The organism is Bacillus rhizoplanae (assembly GCF_917563915.1).
In the GTDB taxonomy this organism is placed as follows: domain Bacteria; phylum Bacillota; class Bacilli; order Bacillales; family Bacillaceae_G; genus Bacillus_A; species Bacillus_A rhizoplanae.
Window position 1 is genome coordinate 21022 of sequence record NZ_CAKJTI010000036.1, and the last position, 6170, is coordinate 27191.

Sequence of the window (6170 nt, forward strand, 5' to 3'; positions counted from 1 at the left end):
CCTTCAATATACTGAAGGTTTTTATGTAAAACTTAGCATTGTCGTTTTAAACAAACAGGTTTCCCATTTTGTAAGTTTTAAACCGGCTTTATCGAACGCTTGAAATAGTATATTGTAGTTTATTCTTTTAAAATTTTTGTTGTTAGTTATACACTCTAGTAATTTGTCTTTGCCAATGTACATGTAAAACATCCGATATTCCTCCTGCAAAGTTTTATACAACCAAAGCTGCTTCATTGACCTGTTTACTCTCATGGTCTGACGTTGTTTCTTATCAAGATAACTTATATATCTTTTCTTTACTTTCGTATGCATGGATGAAACTCGTATACATTGCCGTTTGATACGAAAATATATATCTATAACATCAAGATTGCCTACTTCTTTTTGCTTAAGTACACTTAAAGCCTCTTGATATGCTAATTGTTCTATCTCTTCCGCTGTAAAAAACAATGACGCTTCCCTTTTCACTGCGTTTGTACAATCTGCAGAGTGAAATAAATTAAATATCCCATTCAATGCCCCAAACGTACATCGTATGGTTCCTTTCTTTGCTTTTTCAGGCTTGAAGTTTCCCTTCCACGTTTTTTCAATCAGCTCGGAAACTGATTTATACGGCGGTTGTGGTGTCCCTTTAACCAACACACATAAACTTTCTCCTAAGTTCAAGAATTCGGATTCTAATTCCCACCACCACTCAGCATAATCCTTATTTTCATCCCAATATAAACGCCGGCATAAATGTGGTGTAATCGTCACATATTTGCAGGCAAGAATTTGAAACCCTTTTCTCTCTAAAAATGATAGAATTTCTCGTTCTAAATTTAAGTATACCGCGTCTGGTTTACATATTACGAATCCTAAGTTGTCCCAATTCAATATCTATATCCCCCTTCCACCCTATGTAATACTATATGGCAGAAACGGAAAGTTGCTTATGCGAACATGAAAACTCCCGCCACTTTAAACTTCCCGTAAGCAGGAGAAACACGTACCTCTTTTAGATTTTCGATATGTCCGAACAATTTACCGATATTTAATTTTATACCTGTTTTTGGAAAACGAATATACTTATCTTCTCTCAATCACTTAAATTAAAAAAGTACCACCTGTTAAAGGTGATACTCATTCTTTCATGATAAAGTAAAACTTCCATCAGTGGGGATTTTCTTCATTCCCATTGATGGAAGGCCCGCCCAATCAGGCGTATGCCAGCAGTTATTCCCCACCTATCTTCCTTGCTTCTCTCTGAATCTTGAGATAGGGGTCTTACTGCTCCAAAATAGCGGGATAAAGTTATACGTTATCCGATTAAGGAAGTGGAATGCTGAAACACAATTTCACCGTCTACCATTGTCAGTTCAACCTGTATGTCCTTAATCTGTTCGTGAGGAACGTTTAGAATCGGTTTATCTAGAACAACCAAGTCTGCAAGTTTCCCTACTTCGATGCTGCCTTTCATCGTTTCCTCAAAACTTGCGTACGCACCATTCCAGGTAAAGAGTTTGATTGCTTCCAAAATGCTAACACGCTGATTGGCTCCAACCTCCTGTCCCGATGAACTCAAGCGGTTAACCGCGGCATGAATACCAAGAAGTGGATTTGGCATGATAACCGGGCTATCGGAAGCAGCTGCAGCAATGATACCAGCATCAATATAATCACGAAGGGGATACATATGATTTACTCGCTCACCATAGTCTTTTATATACCCTTCCCCAAATTCATAGAAGAACCCAGGATTAGGAATAGGAACTACTCCAAGCTTTTTCATGCGGATAAGCAAGTCCGGCATCGCCACCCCCGCATGTTCAATTCGATGCCGGTGATTTGACCGCGGATGCTTTTCCAGCGCACGTTCCATGCAAGTAAGCAACATATCAATCGCTCGATCTCCCTGTGCATGTGCCGTAATTTGAAACCCTTTTTCGTGTGCTTCTCCCAATATCTCATCCAATTGCTCCTGACTATAGTAGAGAATTCCGCAATCATTTGGATTACTTGTGTAAGGTTCCCTTGTTGCAATTGTCGGACCGGTGCTGGCACCGTCCGTAAATACCTTTGCAGGACCGATTCGAAACCACTCGTTACCCATCCCTGACAAAATACCAGCATCTATCATTTTTTTAATGTAATTTTCAGGATGGTTCAGTTCACAGATCATGGCATAAATCCGTGTCTTCACAACCCCGGAAGCAATAGCTTTCTGCATCGCTCTGAAGACGGGAGCACCGTATGAGCCGGCATCATGAATACTAGTTATTCCTAATTTAACAAACTCATTACTAGCTAGAGTAAGCCCCTTGATTAGTTCCTCTTCGAAAAATTGCGCGAGTGCATACATGCTCATATGAGCAGTTTCATATAACAGTCCGTTAAGATCACCGTTTTTATCCCGTCCGATGATTCCGCCCTCTGGATCAGGGGTATTTTTGGATAAACCAGCCAATTCAAGTGCTTTACTGTTTACTACAGAAATGTGACCGCAAGTACGTCCAACGATAATCGGATGCTCCCTGGAAATCTCGTCAAGCTCCCATCTCGTAGGAAAACGCTTTTCTTCAATTATATTTTCATTAAATCCCCATGCCCGAATCCACTTTCCTTTAGGTGTCCGTTCCGCCTCTGCTTTCCCCTTTTCCAAAAGATCACCCAAAGATGTCAAATGCATCTCTTTGAAATCAATACCGAGCTTATTCGTTCCAATAACCGCCATATGCAAATGGGAATCAATGAAACCAGGCAGTAAACTCTTTCCTTCCAAATTTATGACATGCGTGTCGTCATGAATAAAATTCTTTATTTCCTCGTTTGTACCAACCGCAATAATTCGGTTCTCCTTCACTGCAACCGCTTCCAAAATTCTGTTTTTCTCATCGACTGTAATTACTTCACCGTTTAAAAATACACAATCTGCCATTTTAAATCCTCCTTCGGAAGAATTCCTAAAATATGAGTTTTCTTCAACTTCACAGCACCCTCTTCATGAATCAATTTGGTCTACTTCTGACATTTGTTAGTTACCTATACGATTCAAATTCTTCTTCTCTTTTTTCTTCAACACGCAAGATTGATACCACGATAAATTTAATTTTTAATTAAGAAAATTCAGAATAAAGAATGTAAACAAGTGCATTTCTGATAAATGTACTTGTTTACATTGTAACATTTCGAAGTTTTTTTATCGTCTTATTAATTTAGGTTAAACCTATTCAAGTTCCGCTACTGCTTTTTTTATTGTTTTAACGATAAATTCAAAGTCTTTTTCTGTAATGTTTAACGGTGGTGCAAGCATGAGTACATTGTTATATCCTGCAACCGTATCACCGTTTTTACCAATGATCAATCCTTGCTTTTTGCAAGCTTCAATCACAGTATTAACTTTCTTTATATCTGCAGGCTGTTTCGTTTCTTTATCTTCGACGAGCTCAATCCCTATTAAAAACCCCCTGCCCCGTACATCGCCGACATACGGATAGTTTCTTAGTTCTGATAATTCTTCAAGGAAACGGTCACCTAAAACCCTTGCATTTTCAATGAGTCCTTCCCGTTCCATAATCTCAAGATTCTTCAGTGCAACTGCACAGCTCGCTGGGTGTCCGCCAAATGTATTGACATGACGAAGGTGATCATATTCTTCCGTCCCTTTAAACGCTTCATAAATGTCTTTTCTTACAGCGGTTGCTGATAATGGAAGATAAGAACTTGTTAGTCCTTTTGCCATTGTGACAATGTCCGGTTTCACATCATAATGCATAAACCCAAATTTTTCTCCTGTTCTACCAAAGCCGCAAATTACTTCATCCACAATAAGAAGTACACCATGCTTTTCACAGATTGCTTTTACCTTCTTCATATAGTCTTCAGGTGGCATAAGTACACCGCCGCCGCTAATAATCGGCTCCATAATGACTCCAGCAACTGTTTCTTTTAATTCCCACGTAATGACGCGATCAATTTCTTCGGCAAACTTAAGGTTTTCTTCTTTGGTATGACGATAAGAATCAGGTGGTGTGACATGTAAAAAGCCTTGTCCTAACGGTTCATATTTATACTTACGCTGTGCTTGCCCCGTTGCAGCAAGAGCTCCCATTGAATTACCGTGGTAAGCGCGATAACGTGAAATAAATTTATAGCGATTGTGTTCACCGGACTGCTGATGATACTGGCGGGCAATTTTAAACGCTGTTTCATTTGCTTCAGAACCACTATTGGAGAAGAAAATGACGTATTCATCACCAAGCCATTCATTTAACTTCTCTGCTAATTGAATAGCTGGTAAGTGACTTTGGGATAATGGAAAATATGGAACATCTAAAAGCTGTTGGTAAGCTGCTTCCGCAAGCTCTTTGCGGCCATATCCAACATTTACACTCCATAAACCAGACATGCCATCTAAATAACAATTCCCTTCAATATCAGTTACTTTCGACCCTTTTGCATCTGTAACAATCATTGAAGGAACAGCTGCATTATAACGACGCATTGCATGCCAAATGTATTGCTCATCTTTTTTTACAAAATCTTGTCGTTGATCAACTTTTTGCATAGTTATTCTCCTTCCTTTCATACTGAGCCGTTAACATTTTTTTTCTTGTGTAAAATTCAACACCATCTTTTCCATTTGCGTGCAGGTCACCATAGAAAGAATTTTTATAGCCTGAGAATGGAAAGAACGCCATTGGAGCAGGAACTCCGAGATTGACACCTAGCATTCCGGCATCAATTTCTTCACGAAATTCACGGATCGCACTCGCACTGTCAGTATACAAACATGCGCCATTTGCAAACTCAGACTTATTTGTAAGTTCAATTGCTTCCTCTAAAGTTTTTGCCCGAACAATCGATAACACAGGAGCAAAAATTTCATCTTGCCAAATTTTCATTTCAGGTTGGACGTGATCAAAGATCGTAGGACCAACAAAGTATCCTTTTTCATTCTCTGCATCTTTTCTTCCATCCCGAATAAGAGAAGCACCCTCCTTTTCACCTAATTCAATGTAATGAATTGTACGCTTTTTATGCGACTCACGAATGACCGGTCCAAGGAACACCCCTTCATCCATACCATTTCCTATTTTAATTTCATCAGCAGCTTGTTTGAGTCGACTGATTAATTCATCCGCAACGTCTCCAACTGCAACGACAACTGAAGCTGCCATACAACGTTCGCCTGCAGATCCAAATGCAGCACCGATAATATTGCTTACAGCGTTTTCTAAATCCGCATCCTGCATGACAATCGAATGATTTTTTGCCCCTGCAAGCGCTTGTACGCGTTTGCCGTTTGCTGCTGCTGTTTTGTATACATACTCAGCCACAGGTTGAGAACCAACGAAGGATACTGCCTTCACATCCTTATTTTCAAGAATGCCATTAACCACATCATGTGCACCATGCACAATATTTAATACGCCATCTGGTAGACCTGCTTCTTGAAACAGTTCAGCTAAGCGATTAGCCAACAATGGTGTTCTTTCAGATGGTTTTAATATAAACGTGTTTCCGCATGCAATCGCGAGTGGAAACATCCAGCATGGAACCATCATCGGGAAATTAAAAGGCGTTATTCCCCCGATTACTCCGATTGGATAACGATACATCCCTGACTCAATACCAGTAGCAATATCAGGAAGTTGTTCTCCCATCATTAAAGTAGGTACACCTGCAGCGAATTCAACACATTCAATCCCCCGTTGCACTTCACCGTATGCTTCTCTATAACTTTTTCCGTTCTCTAGAGTAATAAGTCGGGCTAATTCCTCCCAGTTTTCAACTAATAACTGTTGGTAGCGAAATAGAATACGAGCCCGTCGAGGCACAGCAACTTTTCTCCATGTTTTAAAGGCTTCTTTAGCGGTTGCGACAGCTCTATCTAAATCTTCTCTAGCCGAAAGCGGTACACGAGCAATGACCTCTCCCGTTGCTGGATTTGGGACTTCTTCAACCTGTTTACTTGTAGATTCTATCCACTGTCCACCAATGTAGTTTTTTAACGTTTGTACAATGTTAGTTGCTACCATAGTGAAAACCTCCTGTTTTGAAATAACGATCCTATGCGTTTATTATATCTGAACAAGAAAGCGTATTCAGTAGACAGTATGTAAATTTATTTGTAAAAAAATCACTACATTTTGGTGATAACCAATATATTTATTTACAAATCGTCC

4 protein-coding genes are annotated in these 6170 nt (G+C 39.7%); all 4 read right to left on the reverse strand.

The annotated features are described in order from the left end of the window. Window positions 1-21: 21 nt before the first annotated feature. The 4 genes from LRP84_RS19925 to LRP84_RS19940 all read right to left on the reverse strand — a co-directional run bounded on the left by LRP84_RS19925 (window position 22) and on the right by LRP84_RS19940 (window position 6023). A complete protein-coding gene (locus LRP84_RS19925) occupies window positions 22-879 on the reverse strand; it encodes a nucleoside-diphosphate kinase (protein WP_230576675.1) in 858 nt (285 codons plus the stop codon). Between the two features lie 424 nt (window positions 880-1303). Next, window positions 1304-2920, reverse strand: a complete 1617-nt coding sequence (locus tag LRP84_RS19930; protein WP_230576676.1) for an amidohydrolase — start codon at window positions 2918-2920, stop codon at window positions 1304-1306. A gap of 288 nt (window positions 2921-3208) precedes the next feature. Further along, a complete protein-coding gene (locus tag LRP84_RS19935) occupies window positions 3209-4549 on the reverse strand; it encodes an aspartate aminotransferase family protein (RefSeq protein ID WP_230576677.1) in 1341 nt (446 codons plus the stop codon). Further along, window positions 4536-6023 (reverse strand): CoA-acylating methylmalonate-semialdehyde dehydrogenase, encoded by a 1488-nt coding sequence (locus tag LRP84_RS19940; RefSeq protein ID WP_230576678.1) that lies wholly within the window; start codon window positions 6021-6023, stop codon window positions 4536-4538. The genes LRP84_RS19935 and LRP84_RS19940 overlap by 14 nt, the downstream gene beginning before the upstream one ends. Window positions 6024-6170: the final 147 nt, after the last annotated feature.

Excerpts from the sequence above, each read along its gene's own strand:
- LRP84_RS19930 (WP_230576676.1), bottom strand. The coding sequence starts at position 2,920 with ATGGCAGATTGTGTATTTTTAAACGGTGAAGTAATTACAGTCGATGAG.
- LRP84_RS19935 (WP_230576677.1), bottom strand. The coding sequence starts at position 4,549 with ATGCAAAAAGTTGATCAACGACAAGATTTTGTAAAAAAAGATGAGCAA.
- LRP84_RS19940 (WP_230576678.1), bottom strand. The coding sequence starts at position 6,023 with ATGGTAGCAACTAACATTGTACAAACGTTAAAAAACTACATTGGTGGA.